This window comes from Aeromicrobium sp. SP1 (assembly GCF_055663785.1).
Genome location: NZ_JBQVVK010000001.1, coordinates 1,160,911 through 1,179,013, shown reverse-complemented (window position 1 = coordinate 1,179,013; position 18,103 = coordinate 1,160,911). Strand labels below are relative to the sequence as shown.

18 protein-coding genes are annotated in these 18,103 nt (G+C 69.6%); all 18 read left to right on the top strand.

The annotated features are described in order from the left end of the window. The first annotated feature begins 20 nt into the window (after positions 1 to 20). Positions 21 to 938 carry an ABC transporter ATP-binding protein gene (locus ACT26F_RS05825; protein ID WP_471669557.1) on the top strand — a complete coding sequence of 306 codons (918 nt, stop codon included), beginning with the start codon at positions 21 to 23 and terminating at the stop codon, positions 936 to 938. Next, on the top strand, positions 935 to 1,726 hold the full coding sequence (locus ACT26F_RS05820) for an ABC-2 transporter permease (RefSeq protein ID WP_471669556.1): 792 nt from the start codon (positions 935 to 937) through the stop codon (positions 1,724 to 1,726). The genes ACT26F_RS05825 and ACT26F_RS05820 overlap by 4 nt, the downstream gene beginning before the upstream one ends. 139 nt (positions 1,727 to 1,865) lie before the next feature. Continuing rightward, positions 1,866 to 2,519 (top strand): HAD family hydrolase, encoded by a 654-nt coding sequence (locus tag ACT26F_RS05815; protein WP_471669555.1) that lies wholly within the window; start codon positions 1,866 to 1,868, stop codon positions 2,517 to 2,519. A gap of 21 nt (positions 2,520 to 2,540) precedes the next feature. Next, positions 2,541 to 3,458, top strand: coding sequence for a M50 family metallopeptidase (locus ACT26F_RS05810; RefSeq protein ID WP_471669554.1), 918 nt, complete (start codon positions 2,541 to 2,543; stop codon positions 3,456 to 3,458). Then, the gene (locus ACT26F_RS05805) at positions 3,455 to 4,342 is read left to right on the top strand and encodes a tRNA (adenine-N1)-methyltransferase (protein WP_471669553.1); all 888 of its coding nucleotides are present in this window, start codon (positions 3,455 to 3,457) and stop codon (positions 4,340 to 4,342) included. Before ACT26F_RS05810 ends, ACT26F_RS05805 begins: the two co-directional genes overlap by 4 nt. 115 nt (positions 4,343 to 4,457) lie before the next feature. After that, positions 4,458 to 6,107, top strand: coding sequence for a proteasome ATPase (gene arc / locus ACT26F_RS05800; protein WP_471669552.1), 1,650 nt, complete (start codon positions 4,458 to 4,460; stop codon positions 6,105 to 6,107). 14 nt (positions 6,108 to 6,121) lie between these two features. Beyond that, positions 6,122 to 6,586: a GNAT family N-acetyltransferase gene (locus ACT26F_RS05795; RefSeq protein WP_471669551.1), complete on the top strand. Its 465-nt coding sequence runs from the start codon at positions 6,122 to 6,124 to the stop codon at positions 6,584 to 6,586. A gap of 9 nt (positions 6,587 to 6,595) precedes the next feature. After that, complete coding sequence (gene dop, locus ACT26F_RS05790; RefSeq protein WP_471669550.1) at positions 6,596 to 8,098, top strand: depupylase/deamidase Dop; 1,503 nt, start codon at positions 6,596 to 6,598, stop codon at positions 8,096 to 8,098. Positions 8,099 to 8,256: 158 nt separating this feature from the next. Further along, positions 8,257 to 8,451, top strand: coding sequence for a ubiquitin-like protein Pup (locus tag ACT26F_RS05785; RefSeq protein WP_471669549.1), 195 nt, complete (start codon positions 8,257 to 8,259; stop codon positions 8,449 to 8,451). Then, on the top strand, positions 8,451 to 9,263 hold the full coding sequence (gene prcB, locus ACT26F_RS05780) for a proteasome subunit beta (RefSeq protein ID WP_471669548.1): 813 nt from the start codon (positions 8,451 to 8,453) through the stop codon (positions 9,261 to 9,263). Before ACT26F_RS05785 ends, prcB begins: the two co-directional genes overlap by 1 nt. A 24-nt stretch (positions 9,264 to 9,287) precedes the next feature. After that, positions 9,288 to 9,980 (top strand): proteasome subunit alpha, encoded by a 693-nt coding sequence (prcA, locus tag ACT26F_RS05775; protein WP_471669547.1) that lies wholly within the window; start codon positions 9,288 to 9,290, stop codon positions 9,978 to 9,980. Between the two features lie 5 nt (positions 9,981 to 9,985). Then, positions 9,986 to 12,769, top strand: coding sequence for a hypothetical protein (locus ACT26F_RS05770; RefSeq protein WP_471669546.1), 2,784 nt, complete (start codon positions 9,986 to 9,988; stop codon positions 12,767 to 12,769). A gap of 4 nt (positions 12,770 to 12,773) precedes the next feature. Then, on the top strand, positions 12,774 to 14,135 hold the full coding sequence (gene pafA, locus ACT26F_RS05765; protein WP_471669545.1) for a Pup--protein ligase: 1,362 nt from the start codon (positions 12,774 to 12,776) through the stop codon (positions 14,133 to 14,135). Positions 14,136 to 14,204: 69 nt separating this feature from the next. Further along, a complete protein-coding gene (locus ACT26F_RS05760; protein ID WP_471669544.1) occupies positions 14,205 to 15,110 on the top strand; it encodes an FKBP-type peptidyl-prolyl cis-trans isomerase in 906 nt (301 codons plus the stop codon). A 42-nt stretch (positions 15,111 to 15,152) separates the two neighbouring features. After that, positions 15,153 to 16,109 carry a helix-turn-helix transcriptional regulator gene (locus ACT26F_RS05755; RefSeq protein ID WP_471669542.1) on the top strand — a complete coding sequence of 319 codons (957 nt, stop codon included), beginning with the start codon at positions 15,153 to 15,155 and terminating at the stop codon, positions 16,107 to 16,109. Then, positions 16,106 to 17,068, top strand: a complete 963-nt coding sequence (locus tag ACT26F_RS05750) for a helix-turn-helix transcriptional regulator (RefSeq protein ID WP_471669541.1) — start codon at positions 16,106 to 16,108, stop codon at positions 17,066 to 17,068. Before ACT26F_RS05755 ends, ACT26F_RS05750 begins: the two co-directional genes overlap by 4 nt. Positions 17,069 to 17,078: 10 nt before the next feature. Further along, positions 17,079 to 17,285, top strand: coding sequence for a twin-arginine translocase TatA/TatE family subunit (tatA, locus tag ACT26F_RS05745; protein WP_471669540.1), 207 nt, complete (start codon positions 17,079 to 17,081; stop codon positions 17,283 to 17,285). Positions 17,286 to 17,290: 5 nt separating this feature from the next. After that, complete coding sequence (gene tatC, locus ACT26F_RS05740; RefSeq protein ID WP_471669539.1) at positions 17,291 to 18,103, top strand: twin-arginine translocase subunit TatC; 813 nt, start codon at positions 17,291 to 17,293, stop codon at positions 18,101 to 18,103.

The window sequence follows — 18,103 nt, the reverse complement described above, 5'->3', positions numbered from 1 at the left end:
CCGCGAGGAGGCTTCAGGTCATGATCACTGTCGACCACCTGAGCAAGAGCTATCGCGGCGTCACCGCCGTCTACGACGTCTCCTTCACCGCCCGACCCGGCCGCGTGACCGGCTTCCTCGGCCCCAACGGCGCCGGGAAGTCGACGACGATGCGGATCATGGCCGGCCTGACCGCGGCCGGTTCCGGCCATGTCGAGGTCCTCGGCGGCCGGTACGCCGACCTGCCGAACCCGGGCCTCGAGATCGGCGTCCTCCTCGACGCCTCCGCCCAGCACGCCGGACGCACCGGCCGCGAGATCCTCACGGTCGCCGCCCGCACCATGGGGTTGCCCACGAGCCGCGTCGCCGAGATGCTCGCGCGGGTGTCGCTGACCGAGAAGGAGGCCGATCGCCGGGTCCGCAACTACTCCCTCGGCATGCGTCAGCGGCTCGGCATCGCCACGGCCCTGATCGGCGATCCCGGCGTCCTGGTCCTCGACGAGCCGGCCAACGGCCTCGACCCGGCCGGCATCCGCTGGATGCGCGGCCTGTTGCGCGAGTTCGCCGACCAGGGCGGCACGGTCCTGCTGTCCTCCCACCTGCTGCACGAGATCGAGGTCATCGCCGACGACCTGGTCGTGATCGGGAACGGGCGGATCGTCGCGCAGGGGAGCAAGCAGGAACTGCTGTCGACCTCCGGGACGGTCGTCTCGTCCGCGGACAACACCCGGCTCGCCGGCGCCCTCGCGGATGCCGGCATCAGCACTTCACCCTCGGGCGGAGGCGCACTCCACACCGACGCCGATCCCCACCACGTCGGCCGGGTCGCCCTCGCGGCAGGCATCGCGCTGACCGAACTGCGCTCGGCGGACAGCGCCGGGCTGGAGGAGATGTTCCTCGAGCTCACCGCAGATTCCCAGCGCGACGGCAACGTTTCCCAGGCAGGAGCAGCAGCATGACCATCCAGACCGCCACCACCGACGTGCGCGTCGTGTCTCCGATCCCGACCAGTCGGATCGTCGGCGTCGAGCTGCGCAAGATGTTCGACACGCGCTCGGGCTTCTGGCTGCTCACGAGCATCGGCGTCCTCTCGATCCTGGCGACCGCAGCCGCCATCGTCTTCGCGCCCGACAGTGCGCTCGGCTACGAGACCTTCGCCACCGCGCTGGGCTTCCCGATGACGCTGATCCTGCCCATGATCGCGATCCTCGCGGTCACCAGCGAATGGAGTCAGCGCAGCGGACTGACGACGTTCACTCTCGTCCCCGGCCGGGGGCGGGTCATCGGCGCCAAGGCGATCGCGACCGTCATCGTCGGGATCGTCTCGATGCTGGTGGCGCTCACGATCGGGGCCGTCGGCAACGTCGTCGGCTCCGCCCTCGCCGGGGTCGACGCGGTGTGGGACGTCGGACTGGCCCACGCCGCCCAGATCGTCCTCGGCAACCTCGTGGGGATGGCCATCGGCTTCACCCTGGGGGTCGTGCTGCGCCACTCCTCGGCCGCCATCGTCGGCTACTTCGTGCTGTCCTTCGTCCTCTCCGGGATCCTCGTCCTGCTGGCGCAGGTGAGGGAGTGGTTCACCGACCTCCAGCCCTGGATCGACTGGAACACCACGCAGGTCGCCCTGTTCGAGGGCCAGACCTCCTCAGCACAGGAGTGGGCGCAGCTCGCATCGACGACGACGATCTGGATCGTCATCCCGCTCGGCATCGGCCTGGTGCTGCTGCGCCGTTCCGAGCTCCGATAGCTCGCGCGGCCCGTGCGTGGGGACGAATGGCCACGCGATCGAGACCCGTTCTAGGGTGGATTGCCGCACGGATGGCCGCATCGACCGTTCGCGAGGCCATCGTTCACACCGCACAACTCGAGAAACTGCAGGTCAGACCGTGGATGCGCCCCAGAAGTTCCCCGCCGCCGTTCTGTGGGACATGGACGGCACGATCGTCGACACCGAACCGCTGTGGATCTCGACCGAGCACGAGCTCGCCGAGGCGCACGGGGCGGTGTGGACCGAGGAGGACTCGCTCGCGCTCGTGGGCAACGACCTGCTCGACGCGGCCCGGTACATCAAGGAGCGGATCGGCGGCTCGATGACGCCCGAGGACATCGTCGACCACATGGGTCAACGGGTCGCGGCGTCACTGCGCGCCAGCCAGCAGTGGCGCCCGGGTGCCCGTGAGCTCATCGAGGAGCTCCATGCCCTGGGGATCCCGCAGGCGCTCGTGACGATGTCGTACGACTACATCGCCCAGTCCGTCGTCGACCTGCTGCCGTTCGACGCCGTCGTCACGGGCGACGCCGTGACCCGCGGCAAGCCCCATCCGGAGCCGTACCTGCGCGCCGCGGAGCTGCTCGGGGTGGGCGCGTCGGACTGCCTCGCCGTCGAGGACTCCCGCACCGGAGCGACGTCCGCGAATGCCGCCGGTTGCTGGGTCGTCGCCGTGCCGCACGCCGTGAACGTCCCGGAGGCGCCCCGCCGCACGATCGTCAGCGGACTGGCGCGACTCGACGCGCGCGGCCTCCTCGCGCTCGCGGGCTGACCGCGCCAGTAGGTTGGACCCGTGAACGGCGGATGGCGCATCGGGCGACTGGCTGGCGCGGACATCATCGTCCGCCCGTCGCTGCTGCTCATGGGCTTCGTGCTCGTGATCGTGTTCGCCCCGCAGTTCGACGCGCTCGGTGCCGGCCCGAACCCGTACCTGACCGCCGTCGTCTTCGTCGTCTCCCTCTACCTCTCGGTGTTCCTGCACGAGGTCGCGCACCTCGCCGCCGCGCGCTGGTTCGGGATGACGGTCCCCGCGGTCGAGCTGCACCTGCTCGGCGGTGAGACCCGCATCGAGGGCGACTCGCGGCATCCCTGGCAGGAGTTCACGACGTCGATCGTGGGCCCGCTGACCTCGCTGCTGATCGGACTCGCCGCACTGTGGGCCACGGGCACGACGACCGGCGTCGTCCACGCCGTGCTGTGGTCTCTGGGATTCATCAACATCCTGATCGCCATCTTCAACATGCTCCCGGGCCTGCCGCTCGACGGCGGTCGCGTCCTGCGCTCGCTCATCTGGGCCGCCACCGGCAGCGAGGCCCGCGGCGTCCGGGTGGCCGGCTGGATCGGCCGCGGTACGGCGATCGCACTCGTGGGTGGCGCGGTCATGATCATGCTCACCGACGACGCCTTCGCGATCGGCCGCGCGCTGCTCGTGCTCGCCGTGTCGCTGTTCCTGTGGCAGGGCGCGTCCCACGCCCTCAAGCACGGCGTCGCGATCGCGAAGGTCGGCGGACTGAGTGCACATCGCCTCATGCGCGACGAGTCCCCACCACGCGGGGCCGTGCCGATCTCCGTCGATCTCTCCGGACGCGACCTGCTCGTCGCGATGGCGGAGAACCCCTCGAACGCCTACGCCCTGATCGACTCGCGCGGATACGTCGTCGGCACCCTGTTCGCCTCCACGGTGGACCGGGCCTATCGTGATGCCGGATGAGCCAGAGACACCAGCGCACCGGGCCGTTCGTCGAGGGGGAGTGGGTCCGCCTCTCCGACCCGAAGGGCCGCCGCCACAACATCAGGCTGGAGCCCGGCAAGGAGTTCAGCACCAAGAAGGGCCAGATCCGTCACGACGACATCATCGGCCGGCCCGAGGGCATCGTCGTCGACACGTCGCTGGAGTTCCCGTACCAGGTGTTCCGGCCCCTGCTGTTCGAGTACGTCGTCTCGATGCCGCGCGGTGCCGCGATCATCTACCCGAAGGACGCCGCCCAGATCCTCGTGATGGCCGACATCTTCCCCGGCGCACGTGTCATCGAGGCCGGTGCCGGCTCCGGCAGCCTCTCGGCGTACCTGCTGCGCGCGATCGGCCGCGACGGTCACCTGGAGTCGCACGAGCTCCGTGAGGACTTCGCGCTGAAGGCCCGCGCGAACGTCGAACAGGCGATCGGCGAGGCGCCCGACACGTGGTCGCTCACGGTCGGCGACCTGCGCGACAGCATCGACGGCCCCGAGGTCGACCGGATCATCCTCGACATGGTCGACCCGTGGACGTGCATCCCGCTCGCGATGCAGCGCCTCGTGCCCGGCGGCATCGTGTGCGCCTACGTCGCCACCACGACCCAGCTGTCCCGGTTCACCGAGACACTGCGTGAGTCGACCGGCTTCACCGAGCCGCACGCGTGGGAGACGCTCGTGCGCGACTGGCACCTCGAGGGCCTCGCGGTGCGACCCGACCACAAGATGAACGGGCACACGGCGTTCCTCGTCACGGCCCGGCGGCTCGCGCCCGGACAGCGCCCGATGCCGAAGACCCGCCGCCCCGCGCCGGGCGCCTACGGACCCGACTACACCGGTCCACGTCCGCACGACGTCGACTGATGCTCTCCGACCACATGGGGCGCAACAGGAACGCAACATGTCGGTAAGCAAGATGGACTGGTCTCGGCGGCTCTGACGGGTAATGTCGGGAACACCTGCCACAGGAGGGGTGCACATGACGGGCAACGAGAGTATCGATCGCTTTCTCGAGTCCCGCCTCGCCGAGGTCGAGGCCAGGCTCGCGAACACGTCCGCGCAGAACGAGCGCCTGACGTCGACGCTGCGCGAGGCCCGCGACCAGATCGTGGCACTCAAGGAGGAGGTCGACCGGCTCGCGCAGCCGCCGACCGGCTTCGGCACCTTCCTGCAGGCCAACGAGGACGACTCGGTCGACGTGTTCACCGGGGGGCGCAAGTTGCGTGTCAACGTCAGCCCCGCGGTCGACCGCGCGCACCTGCGCAAGGGCCAGGAGGTCATCCTCAACGAGGCGATGAACGTCGTCGCCGCCCTCGAGTTCGAGGAGGTCGGCGAGATCGTCATGCTCAAGGAGCTGATGGCCGACGGCGAGCGCGCCCTCGTGCTGGGCAACGCCGACGAGGAGCGCGTCGTGCGCCTCGCCTCCAGCCTCGCCGACGTGAAGCTGCGCGCCGGCGACTCGCTGCTGCTCGACAGCCGCGCCGGCTACGTCTACGAGAAGATCCCCAAGTCCGAGGTCGAGGAGCTGGTCCTCGAAGAGGTTCCCGACATCGACTACACGAGCATCGGTGGCCTGGGCAACCAGGTCGAGATCATCAAGGACGCCGTCGAGCTGCCCTACCTGCACCCCGAGGTCTTCATCGAGCACGAGCTCAAGCCGCCGAAGGGCATCCTGCTCTACGGCCCGCCCGGCTGCGGCAAGACGATGATCGCCAAGGCGGTCGCCGCGTCGCTGGCCAAGAAGGTCTCCGAGCGCACCGGCGAGGAGGGCCGCTCGTACTTCCTCAACATCAAGGGCCCCGAGCTGCTCAACAAGTACGTCGGCGAGACCGAGCGGCACATCCGCCTGGTGTTCCAGCGTGCCCGTGAGAAGGCCAGCGAGGGCACCCCCGTCATCGTCTTCTTCGACGAGATGGACTCGCTGTTCCGCACGCGCGGCTCCGGCGTCTCGTCCGACGTCGAGAACACGATCGTGCCCCAGTTGCTGAGCGAGATCGACGGCGTCGAGGGACTCGAGAACGTGCTCGTGATCGGTGCGTCCAACCGCGAGGACATGATCGACCCCGCGATCCTGCGACCGGGCCGACTCGACGTCAAGATCAAGATCGAGCGCCCCGACGCCGAGGCCGCCCGCGACATCTTCAGCAAGTACCTGACGGCCACGCTGCCGCTGCACGCCGACGACCTCGCGGAGTGGAGCGGCGACCGCGATGCGTGCGTCCACGGCATGATCCAGCGCACGGTCGAGCGGATGTACACCGAGAGCGAGGAGAACCAGTTCCTCGAGGTCACGTACGCCGGCGGTGACAAGGAGGTCCTGTACTTCAAGGACTTCAACTCCGGCGCCATGATCCAGAACATCGTCGACCGGGCGAAGAAGATGGCCATCAAGGACTTCCTCGACCTGGGCAGCAAGGGCATCCGCGTCCAGCACATGCTCCAGGCCTGCGTCGACGAGTTCAAGGAGAACGAGGACCTGCCCAACACGACGAACCCGGACGACTGGGCGCGCATCTCGGGCAAGAAGGGTGAGCGGATCGTCTTCATCCGCACGCTCATCACGGGCAAGGGCGGCAACGAGCCCGGCCGGTCGATCGACACGGTCGCGAACACGGGACAGTACCTCTGAGCCTCGAACTCCGCGTGGTCCGGTACGACCACCCCGACGCGATGAAGCTGACCGAGCTGGTGCAGGCCGAGTACGTGCGCCGGTACGCCAGCGAGGTCGGCGACGCCTCGCCGATGGGACCCGACCAGTTCGAGCACCCCAACGGGATCTTCTTCGTCGGCTACGTCGACGACATGCCCGTCGCGATGGGCGGCTGGCGCCGAGGCGGACCCGCGGGCGACACGGACGGCGAGATCAAGCGGATGTTCGTGCTGGACTCCCATCGCGGCCGCGGCTTCTCCCGGCAGGTGCTCGAGGAGCTCGAGCGCAGCGCCGCCCGGCAGGGCATCACCCGGCTCGTCCTGGAGACCGGGACCGAGCAGCCCGAGGCGATCAAGCTGTACCGCTCCGCCGGCTACGAGGACATCACGCCGTTCGGCTACTACGCGGGCTACGACGACGCGGTGCATCTGGCCAAACCGCTCGACGTTCATGCGTAGGGTGAAAGCGTGAGCGTCAAACGGGTTCAGGGCTCCGAGGTCGAGTACGGCATCGCGGTGCAGGGCCAGCCCCAGGCCAATCCCATGGTGGCGGCCACCCACGTCGTCAACTCGTACGCCGCGGCGAACGGCCTGACCCGGCGCGCCCGCTGGGACTACGAGGAGGAGAGCCCGCTGCGCGACGCGCGCGGCTTCGACCTCGGCCGGGACATCGCCGACCCGTCCCAGCTGACCGACGAGGACATGGGCCTGGCGAACATCATCCTGACGAACGGCGCCCGGCTCTACGTCGACCACGCCCATCCGGAGTACTCGAGTCCCGAGGTCACCGGGCCGCTCGACGTCGTGCGCTGGGAGAAGGCCGGCGAGACCGTCATGCGTCGCGGCGCCGAGCTCGCGGCGAGGGTCCCGGGCGTCGCGCCGATCGTGCTCTACAAGAACAACATCGACAACAAGGGCGCGTCGTACGGTTCGCACGAGAACTACCTCATGCGCCGTGACGTGCCGTTCCTGTCGATCGTGCGCCAGCTGACGCCGTTCTTCGCGTCCCGCCAGATCATGTGCGGCGCCGGCCGCGTCGGCCAGCGTCAGGACGGCAGCGTCCACGCGTTCCAGATCAGCCAGCGGGCCGACTACTTCGAGGTCGAGGTCGGCCTCGAGACGACCCTCAAGCGCCCGATCATCAACACGCGCGACGAGCCGCACGCCGATCCGAAGAAGTACCGCCGCCTGCACGTGATCATCGGCGACGCGAACCTCTCGGAGATCTCGATCTACCTCAAGCACGGCAGCGCCTCGCTCGTGCTCGCGATGATCGAGGCCGACGCCCTGCCCGAGGCGTTCGAGCTGGCCAATCCCGTGCGCGCGCTGCACGAGATCTCGTACGACCCGACGCTGCGCACGGCCGTCGAGCTCGCCGACGGGCGGACCATCACGGCCCTCGAGCTGCAGGGTCACTACCTCGAGCAGGCCAAGAAGTTCGTCGAGACCGAGGGCGGCGACGATGAGACCCACGACGTGTTGCGGCGCTGGGAGTCCGTGCTCACGCGACTGGCCGAGGATCCGATGCAGCTCGTGCGCGAACTGGACTGGGTCGCCAAGCTCGCGCTGCTGGAGCAGTACCGCGAACGCGACGGCCTCGACTGGGACCACGCGAAGCTGCACCTGGTCGACCTGCAGTACCACGACGTCCGACTCGAGCGCGGGCTCTACCACCGGCTCGTCGCCGCAGGACGCATCGACCGGTTGCTCCCCGACGACGTGATCGCGGCGGCGATCACCGAACCGCCGCGCGACACCCGTGCCTACTTCCGGGGGCGCTGCCTGCAGCGGTTCGCCGGCGACATCGCCGCGGCCTCGTGGGACTCGGTGATCTTCGACCTCCCGGGCCACGACTCGCTGCAGCGCGTGCCGACGATGGAGCCGCTCAAGGGCACCGCCGAGCACGTCGAAGGACTGTTCGACCGCGTCGGATCGGCCACGGAGCTCTTCCGGGCGATCACGGGGCGCTGAACCGCCCGGGTGGTCTCGATACGCGGCTCGCAAGCTCGCCGCTACTCGACCACCGAGCACTCGGTGATCGAGTAGCGGGCGAGGGACGAGCCGCGTATCGAGATCACCCGCGACCCGAAGTAACCCGCATGTCACAACCACGGCTATAGGGTGGCCACATGGCCGAGCAACAGCACAAGACGACGCGCAAGAGCGAGGGCGGCGAGGAGCAGGTCGAGACCACCGAGGTCGACGCCGAGCGCAAGGAGAAGCTCGACGACGACGTGGACTCGATCCTCGACGAGATCGACGACGTCCTCGAGGAGAACGCCGAGGAGTTCGTCCGCAGCTTCGTCCAGAAGGGCGGACAGTGATGCTCGATGGGGCCTTCCGCGCCGTCGGCCACTCCTCGTTCACCGAGTTCCTCGCCCACCAGGCACCCGAGCTGCTCCCGCGGACCCCGGCGGCTCCCGTGAACCACCTCGACACCGTCCACGGCACGACGATCGTCGCGGCGACGTTCGCCGGCGGCGTCGTGATGGGCGGCGACCGACGCGCCACGATGGGCAACGTCATCGCCCAGCGCGACATCCAGAAGGTCTTCCCGACCGACGAGTACAGCTGCGTCGGGATCGCGGGCACGGCCGGCATCGCCGTCGAGATGACTCGCCTGTTCCAGGTCGAGCTCGAGCACTACGAGAAGATCGAGGGCACGACGCTGTCGACCGACGGCAAGGCCAACCGCCTCGCGACGCTCATCCGCGGCAACCTCGGCATGGCGATGCAGGGCCTCGCGGTCGTCCCGCTGTTCGCGGCCTACGACCTCGAGGCCGAGTGCGGCCGGATCTTCGCGTTCGACGTCACCGGCAACAAGAACGAGGAGCGCACGTTCCACTCGGTCGGCTCCGGCTCGACGTTCGCGCGTGGCTCCCTCAAGAAGCTGTACCGCCCGGAGATGACCGAGACGCAGGCCGTCACGGCCGTCATCCAGGCGCTCTACGACGCGGCCGACGACGACACCGCGACCGGCGGACCCGACCTGACGCGGCGGATCTTCCCGCTCGTGTCGGTCATCACCGCCGACGGCTACCGCGCGTGGGACGAGTCCAAGACCGCCGCCGTCGCCGACACCGTCATCGGTGGACGCATGGCCCAGCCCGACGGCCCGTCGGCCCCCCTGACCTGACCGGTCGAGCCTGAGGAGCACCCAGTGAGCACCCCGTTCTACGTCTCGCCCGAGCAGCTGATGAAGGACCGGGCGGACTTCGCCCGCAAGGGCATCGCCCGCGGCCGCAGCGTGGCCGTCGTCCGCTACGCCGACGGCATCGCCTTCGTCGCCGAGAACCCCTCGCGAGCCCTGCACAAGATCAGCGAGATCTACGACCGCATCGGCTTCGCCGCCGTCGGCCGCTACAACGAGTTCGAGAACCTGCGGATCGCCGGCGTCCGGCTCGCGGACATGCGCGGCTACTCGTACGACCGCAGCGACGTCACGGGGCGTGGCCTGGCCAACGCGTACGCGCAGACGCTGGGTGCGATCTTCTCCAGCGGCGGCGAGAAGCCGTACGAGGTCGAGATCTTCGTCGCCGAGGTCGGCAGGACTCCGCAGACCGACCAGATCTACCGGCTGACGTACGACGGCTCGGTCGCGGACGTGCAGGGCTACGGCGTCATGGGCGGACAGAACGAGAAGGTCGAGGAGTACCTCGCCCAGCACTTCGCCGCCGACCTCGACCTCGCGGGCGCCGTCCGGCTGGCCTCCACGGCCCTGGGCAGCGACAACGACACGCCGCGCACGATCGCGCCCGGTGACCTCGAGGTCGCCGTGCTGGACCGCACCCGGTCGCAGCCGCGCAAGTTCAAGCGTCTCGGCGAGTCGCAGGTCTCCGAGCTGCTCGGCTGACGTCTGTGCGTCGACCGGGGCTCGCCCCCGTCGTGATCGCGGCTGTCCTGATCGCGCTCGGCGCGGGCGTGGCGGCCGGACTCGCCTCGGCGCTGGACCTGTCCGTCAAGGACAAGACCGTGCCGACGGAGCAGCTCGCCGTCGCTGCGGCGTCGGCGCCCGTGGCACCACCGGGGATCGGGACGATCCGGGCCCCGCATGGTGCGCGGCTCGATCTCGCGGTGGCCAGCTTGCGCGAGGCGGTCCCACGCGGCGACCTCACGCTCGCGGTGCGGGTGGGCGACGACCCGGACAGCGAGACCTACCGCCTCGCCGGCACCCGTAGCGCCCCTGTGATCGAGGCCGAGGGGCCCGGGGGAGCGGCACTCGCGCTCTACGACCTGGCCGATCGGGCCCGCACGGGCCGCGACCTCTTCGCGAACCTCGGCCGTGAGGTCACGCCCCGCCTGGGGTTCCGGATGGTCGACCTCGGCGCGGTCGGCGTGAAACCGGACCCGACCGAATGGGAGACGGGCGACGACTACTCCCACGCCTCGAAGGCCTTCGCCGACGCGATCCTGCCCGACGCGCCGTACGTCGACGCAGCGGCGCTCGAACGGGCCGAGACGACCTTCGACACGTACGTCGCGCACGTCCTGTCGCAGGGTTACAACGCGATCGCGGTGCCCGGACTGCTGGAGTACCTCGACCTGCCGCAGGCGGGCCAGCAGGATCGTGCGGCGGCCATGCGCACGGCGTTCGGACCGCTGTGGAAGCGGGCGCACGACCTCGGTCTGCGGGTCTACTTCCGCACCGACATGCTGACCCTGACCCCGGATCTCGACCGGTGGTTCGACGACCACGACCTCACGACCGAGGACGCGGGCCTGTGGGACGTGTACGCCGACGGCTTGGACCGCATGTACGAGCAGATGCCGTGGATCGACGGGATCCTCGTCCGCATCGGCGAGGCCGGCCGGGTCTACGACGTCGACGGCTGGGACTTCTACTCCGAGCTCGCGGTCACGACCGTGCCCGCCGTGCGCCAGATGCTGACCACCCTGACGGCGCAGGCCGAGCGCGCGGATCGCGAGCTGATCTTCCGCAGCTGGAGCGTCGGCGTCGGTGCCGTGGGCGACATGCACACCAACCCCGACTCGTACGACGAGGTCCTGCACGGGATCGACAGCGACCACCTGATCGTCTCGACGAAGTACACGGCGGGGGACTTCTACAGCCATCTGCCGTTCAACCCCACGTTCGCCACGGGCTCCCAGCGTCGCATCGTCGAACTGCAGAGTCGCCGCGAGTTCGAGGCGTTCGGCTCGATCCCGAACGACCTGGCCACGCTGCACGCCGAGGCCCTCGACACCCTGCCCGGCGTCGAGGGGATCTGGACGTGGACCCAGGACGGCGGCCCGTGGCGCGCCGGTCCCATGAGCCTGCTGCTGCAGTCGGGCTTCTGGCAGCTCTACGACCTCAACACCTACACGGCGGGGCGACTCGCGCTCGACGGTGGCACCGTGCCGGCCGAGGCGACCCGCGACTGGGCCCGCGAGTGGTTCACCGACGACCCCGCGACCCTCGCGGCGATCACCGAGGCGATGAGCCTGTCACGCGAGGCGGTGACCAAGGGCCTGTACATCGGCCCGTTCGCCGATCACGAGGTGCGCGCGCTGGGCCTCGAGCCGCCGCCCATGATGTGGATCTTCGAGTGGGACATCCTCACGGGTGACTCCGCGACGTTGGACACGATCTACGCCGTGAGTCGAGACCGCTACGACGAGGCGGTGGCCGAGGGACGGCAGGCCGTCACGCTGGCGGCACGCATGCGTGAGCTGGTCGAGGGCACCGACCCGGCGACGTGGAAGGACCCCGCACTGCGTTCGCAGTTCGTCGCGAGCCTGCGCTACCAGCAGGACGTCTTCGGTCTGCTCGCCACCTACCGGGAGGCCTTCCTCGCGCATGCGCGCTGGCTCGACACCGGCTCCGGCGCGGACGCCCGTAGGGCCGACGCCCTGCGCGAGGCGTTCGTCGTGGCGGCCGACCGGCACGACCGCGCATACACCGGGAACGTCGACCTGCCGGCGTGGAACCTCACCGCCGCCCGCCTCGGCACGGAGCGCGCCGATCGCGACGGCACGATGGCCTGGCTCGCGCGCGGCGGGCTCCTGGTCCTCGCGCTCGGCGCCGTCGCGGCGCGGTGGAGGCGTCCCCGCACGGCAGCACTCGTCGCCGGGGCGGCCGTCGCGCTGGTGTTCAGCCGGGCCGCGTTCACGTGGTTCCTCGCACCGGCCCACCTCCTGCTCACGCTCGGGACCTGGGCGATCTTCGGTGCGGTCGTGGCGCTGCTGGGTCGCTCGGCGCTGCGTCCGCTGGCGTGGGTCGCTCTCGCACGCTCGGCCCTGTTGCTCGCCGTGCTGTCCGTCCGGGGCCCCGGCGGCTACTGGTTCATGATGTGGACCTCGCCGACGCTCCGGTTCGCCTACACGACGATCGCCTTCGCCCTGTTCCTCGCCGCGATCGCCGTGGTCGTGCGACGGGCGTCCCCTCGGGTCGCGCTCATCGCCTCCGGCCTGCCGATGGTCGCCTTCGGCACGTGGATCGGCGTGGTGGGCCTCGAGTCGGCGCTGACGACGTGGAACGACCAGGTGGCGCTGCTGCCGTGGGGCCTGTCGCGGATCCTCGGGATCACCGTCTACCTCGGCATCCCGACGAGTCTGCCGTGGGTCGTGGCCGCGGTGGGCGCGGCTCTGCTGGCGACCGGTGTCGCGTTGCACCGTCGTGCGGGGCGTACGGGTCTAGGCTGACGACATGGACCGGCGGATCTTCGGTATCGAGAACGAGTACGGCGTCACCTGCTCGTTCCATGGCCAGCGCCGGCTGTCCCCGGACGAGGTCGCCCGGTACCTGTTCCGGCGCGTGGTCTCGTGGGGTCGCAGCAGCAACGTGTTCCTGCGCAACGGCGCCCGGCTCTACCTCGACGTGGGCTCGCATCCCGAGTACGCCACGCCCGAGTGCGACGACGTGATCGACCTCGTGACGCACGATCGCGCGGGGGAGCGGATCCTCGAAGGACTCATGCTCGACGCGCAGCAGCGACTTGCCGAGGACGGTGTCGAGGGCGACATCTACCTGTTCAAGAACAACACCGACTCCGCGGGCAACTCCTACGGCTGCCACGAGAACTACCTCGTCGGCCGAGGCGGCGAGTTCAGCCGGCTGGCCGACGTGCTGATCCCGTTCCTGGTGTCCCGCCAGATCATCTGCGGCGCCGGCAAGGTCCAGCAGACGCCGCGCGGCACCGTGTTCAGCGTCAGCCAGCGCGCCGAGCACATCTGGGAGGGCGTCTCGAGCGCCACCACCCGCTCGCGGCCGATCATCAACACGCGCGACGAGCCGCACGCCGACGCGGAGCGGTTCCGCCGCCTGCACGTCATCGTCGGCGACTCGAACATGAGCGAGACCACGACGATGCTCAAGGTCGCCACGACCGACCTCGTGCTGCGCATGATCGAGGGCGGCGTCACGATGCGCGACATGACGCTGGAGAACCCGATCCGGGCGATCCGCGAGATCGCCCACGACATGACGGGGCGGCGCAAGGTCCAGCTCGCGAACGGTCGCGAGCTCTCGGCGCTGGAGATCCAGGCCGAGTACTTCGGCAAGGCCGCGGAGTTCGTCGACCGCCATGGCCTGCACACCCCGACGATCGACCGCGCGATGGACCTGTGGGAGCGCACGCTCAAGGCAGTCGAGAGCGAGGACCTCAGCCTCGTCGAGCGCGAGATCGACTGGATCATCAAGTACCGCCTGCTCGACCGCTACCGCTCGCAGCGGGGACTCACGTGGGCCGATCCGCGGATCGCCCAGCTCGACCTGGCGTACCACGACATCCGCCGCGACCGTGGACTGTTCTACCTGCTCGAGAGCAAGGGCGCGGTCGCCCGGGTGACGCGCGACCTCGACGTCTTCACGGCGAAGTCCGTGCCGCCGCAGACCACGCGCGCCCGGCTGCGGGGCGACTTCATCGCCCGGGCCCAGGAACGACGCCGCGATTTCACCGTCGACTGGGTGCATCTCAAGCTCAACGACCAGGCTCAGCGGACCGTCCTGTGCAAGGACCCGTTCCGGTCGCACGACGACCGCGTCCAGCGCCTCATCGACTCGATGTGACCTCTCAGACATTCCTTGGGATCGGCGGTTATGGTGGGCACCGCATTCGACCCCAGGAGGAAAACCATCGTGCGTCGCACCGCTCTCGTGACCGCTCTGGCCACCGCGTCCATCGTCCTTGCCGGCTGCGGCGGTGGGGCGGACCTCGACGGGATCACGGTGTCGAAGGGCGAGTCGCCTGCCGTGAAGGTCGAGAAGGACTACACCACCGAGAAGACCGAGACGCGCGTCGTCTCCACCGGTGACGGCGAGAAGGTCGCGTCCGGCGACACTGTCAAGATCAACTACATCGCGATCAACGGCCGTACCGGCAAGGAGTTCGACAACTCCTTCAAGAACAAGACGCCGATGACGCTCACCCTCAACGAGGACACGACGCTCCCGGGCTTCCAGAAGGGCCTCGTCGGCCAGGAGGTCGGCTCCCGTGTGATCGTCGCGGTCCCGGCCAAGGACGGCGCGTCGCTGCTGCAGAGCGCCGACAGCCTCGGCCTCAAGAAGGACGACACGATGGTCTTCGTGTTCGACCTGATCTCGAAGGTCCCGCACGAGGCCAGCGGCACGGCCGAGAAGGCCCCCGCCTCGCTGCCCAAGCTGACGTACGACGACAAGAAGCAGCCCGCGAAGTTCGCCAAGACGGCGACGACGAAGGCCAAGCTCGACAAGTCCGGCGCCTACGTCCTCATCAAGGGCAAGGGCGACAAGGTCGCCAAGGGCGCCACCGTGACGGTCCAGTACGTCGGCCAGAAGTACCCCGCCGGCGACGTGTTCGACGAGTCCTGGTCCTCGGGTCCGCGGACGATCTCGCTCGCGGAGGGCTCGGCGATCGACTGCTGGACCAAGCAGCTCGTCGGCCAGACGATCGGCAGTCGGGTGATCGTCACCTGCACGACCGACGACGCCTACGGCGACAAGCCGACGGAGGGCCAGCCCGAGGGCGCGCTCATCTTCGCCGTCGACCTGCTCGACGCCAGCTGAGTCGCCGCCCGGCCGCTGGCCGGCCTTGGCTAACCTGTGCGCATGGCACAGCGCAAGACCGAGCGGTTGATGAACCTCGTCTTCACGCTGTTGGCCACTGAGCAGTACCTGACCAAGGACCAGATCCGGTCCTCCATCGCGGAGTACCGCGAGGACACCGATGTCGCGTTCGAGCGCAAGTTCGAGCGTGACAAGCAGGAGCTGCGCGACCTGGGCCTGGAGATCGAGACCGGCTCCCACGACGTCCTGGGCAACACGACGGGTTACCGCCTGCTGCGGTCCGAGGTCGAGCTGCCGCAGATCGACCTCACGGTCGAGGAGGCCGCGGTGATCGGTCTCGCGGCGCAACTGTGGGACCACGCCGGGCTCGCGGCCGAGACCACGACGGCACTGGCCAAGCTCAAGGCGATCGGCAACGACATCGACCCGTCGGTGCTGCGGATGGCCGAGACCCGGCTCACCGCCGACGAGCCGGCGTTCGACTCAGTCTTCGACGCGACCGGTCGGCGCGTCCCGATCACGTTCGCGTACGAGAAGCTCGACGGCGAGACCACGGTGCGCCACCTCGAGCCGTGGAGCATGACCTCGTACCGCGACCGCTGGTACGTCGGCGGATTCGACCGCGACCGCCACGCGCCCCGGCTCTTCCGGCTGTCACGCATCGTCGGAGAGGTGAAGGCCGACGGCACGGCCGGCGAGTACGAGGTTCCGACCGACGTCGACCTCAAGGACGTCGCGCGGGCGCTGCACCCGCCGGAGCCCAGCCAGACGGCCGTGCTTCGGGTCGCCGCGGGCCGCGCCCAGTCGCTGCGGCGCCACGCCGTGCGGGTCGAGCGCGTGTCCACCGAGGTCGACGAGATCGAGATCGCCTACGGCGTCCTGCGCGACCTCGCCGACGAGATCACCTCGTACGGTCCCGACGTCGTCGTCGTGTCGCCACCGCAGCTGCGCGACGCCGTCGTCGCCCGTCTGCGCGCCCTCGTGGGGCAGCCCGCATGAACCCGTCGCTCAAGCAGGTCGTGCGGATGCTCGCGATGGTGCCCTACCTGCAGAGCAACCAGGGCATTCCGCTCGCGGAGCTCGCGCGGGAGTTCAACATCAAGCCGGCCCAGGCCCAGCGTGAGCTCGACATCCTCATGGTCACCGGTTGGGGCGAGCTGCACGGCGAGCTCATCGACTTCGACCTCTCGGCGCTCGAACTCGACGGCGTCGTGCACATCCGCGACGCCGAGTTCATGCCGCGCCCCCTGCGGATCTCCCGCAGCGAGGCCGCGGCGCTCATGGTCGCCCTGCGCACCCTGCGGCAGGCGGCGACCGAGGACCAGGCGGCCTTCATCGACTCGGCCCAGGCGAAGCTGGCCGAGGCCGCCGGCACCGACGTCGACGCCGCGATCGACGTGCGCCTGCCCGATCTGGACTCGCGCGTGCAGTCGGCCGTCGCCGAGTCGCTCGCCGCGGGTCGCCAGCTCGAGATGGTCTACGCGAACGAGACCCGCGACGAGCAGTCCCGGCGCGTCGTGGACCCGCACCGCGTGTTCACCCAGGACGGCCACCGCTACCTGTCGGCGTGGTGCCACAAGGCGGAGGCCGACCGGCTGTTCCGGCTCGACCGGGTCGTGGCGGCCACGGTGCTCGACGTCCCGGTCACCACCGACACGGCGGCACGCCAGCTTCCCGAGGGCCTGTTCGCTCCCGGTCCGGACACGCCGTCGGTCGTCGTCGAGCTCGCGCCGGAGGCCGGCTGGCTCGTCGGGCAGTACCGCATGACGGTGCTGCAGGAGCGAGCGGACGGCTCGATCCGGGCGCGTCTCGACGGCAGCGACCTCGGTTGGCTGCGCCGCGTGGTCCTGCGCGCGGGCGGTCGCATGACCGTCGTGGAGCCCCACGACCTCGCCGACGAGGTGCACAGGGCCGCCTCGGCTGCGTTGGCCGCGTACGATGGACCCACCACCTCCTGAGGAGATTCTCATGTTCCGTCAGATCGGGCCCACCGAGGTCCTCATCATCCTGGGCATCGTGCTGCTGCTCTTCGGTGGCCGCAAGCTCCCCGAGCTCGCTCGCGGGTCAGGTCGTGCGCTGCGGATCTTCAAGTCCGAGGTCAAGGCCTCCCAGGACGACGACAAGACCCTCGAGTCCACCACCGACGACGTCGACCCCCAGCGCGACGCCTCCTGAGCCACGTGGCGTCCTCCGGCGGCGAGATGCCGCTCATGGAGCACCTGCGTGAGCTCCGGACCCGTCTGGTCCGCTCGCTGCTCGGTGTGGCGTTGGGCGTCGTCATCGCCTGGTACTTCTACCCCCAGATCTTCGACTGGCTCCTCGAGCCCTACGAGTCCGTCCGCCCGGCCCTCGAGGACGCCGGTGTCGAGACGGACTTCGTCATCACCGGCATCGGCGGCGCCTTCCAGTTCCAGCTCAAGGTCAGCCTGATCGTCGGTCTCATCCTGTCCAGCCCGATCTGGATCTGGCAGGGCTGGGCGTTCGTCCTGCCCGCGCTCTACCGCAACGAGAGGCGCGTCGCGATCCTGCTCACGCTGACCTGCGCGCCGTTGTTCATCGGCGGGGCGTGGCTCGGCTACTGGACGCTGCCGAAGGCCATCGAGCTGCTGATCGGCTTCGTTCCCGACGACACCAAGAGCCTGCTCACCGCGGCCGAGTACCTGACGTTCGCGACGCGGATGATGCTGTTGTTCGGTGTCGGCGCGCTCATGCCCGTCGTCGTGGTGCTGCTCAACCGGCTCGGCGCGGTCAGCGCGGCCCAGCTCGTGCACGCCCGACCGTGGATCATCGTCGGCATCTTCGTGTTCGCCGCCATCGCCACCCCGACCGTCGACCCGGTCACGTTCCTCTTCCTCGCGATCCCGATGACGGCGATGCACCTCGTGGCCGAGGTGCTGGCGCGCGTCTCCGACCGCCGGCGTGCCCGCCGCGTGGACGGGTGGGACGACGAGGACGCATCCGACATCGACGGCCCCGAGCCGCTGGAGGCCTGA